The 755-nt window shown below is 75.8% G+C and carries 1 protein-coding gene; it reads left to right on the forward strand.

Features of this window, described 5'->3' with window-relative positions; translation table 11 throughout:
* Window positions 1–755: response regulator (locus D6B71_RS20145; protein ID WP_121258461.1), on the forward strand; the 755-nt coding region annotated here is incomplete at both ends.

The following is a 755-nucleotide window of genomic DNA, read 5'->3' on the forward strand; positions in this document are numbered from 1 at the left end:
GCGGCCCCCGACCGGGAAGCCGCATAGAGAAGCCCTCCACGATTCGGGGGGAACCACAGTCCGACTCCCCCTCCCCCTCGCCCACCACCAACCCACCCCCACCACCCCCGCCGACCACGGCCCCGACCCCCTCGCCGGCCACCGGGTCCTGGTCGTCGACGACAACCACACCAACCGCCTGATCCTCCACGAGCAGCTCACCGCCTGGGGCCTGCACGTCGACCTCGTGCCCGACGGCCCCGGGGCCCTCCGCCTGCTCGCGGAGGCGGCCGAGGCCGGCACCCCCTACGACCTGGCGCTGCTCGACCTGAGCCTGACTGGCACCGACGGTCTGGCGGTCGCCCGCCGGGCCTCCCGCAGCCCGCTGACCGCCGCTACGTCGCTGCTGCTGCTCACCTCCGGGCCGGAGGTCGGCGCCGAGGCCGCCAGCGAGGCGGGGCTGGCGGGCCGGCTCACCAAGCCCGTGCAGCAGCGGCTGCTGCGTGATGCCGTCCGAGAGGCCCTGGCCCGGCCGGCCGAGCGGTCCGAGGCGGTCCCGGACGCGACACCAGAGCACCCCCAGGGCGCCGAACCGGTGGGGCCGCGCCGCCCCGGGCGCGGCCACGTGCTGGTCGTCGAGGACAGGGAGGTCAACCAGCTCGTCGCCGTCGGCATCCTCGAACACCTCGGCTACACCACCGACGTCGCCCCCCACGGCCAAGCCGCCCTCGAGGCCCTCGAGCACACCGCCTACGACGCCGTCCTCATGGACTGCC

It is taken from the genome of Nocardioides ferulae (genome assembly GCF_003660455.1).
In the GTDB taxonomy this organism is placed as follows: domain Bacteria; phylum Actinomycetota; class Actinomycetes; order Propionibacteriales; family Nocardioidaceae; genus Nocardioides; species Nocardioides ferulae.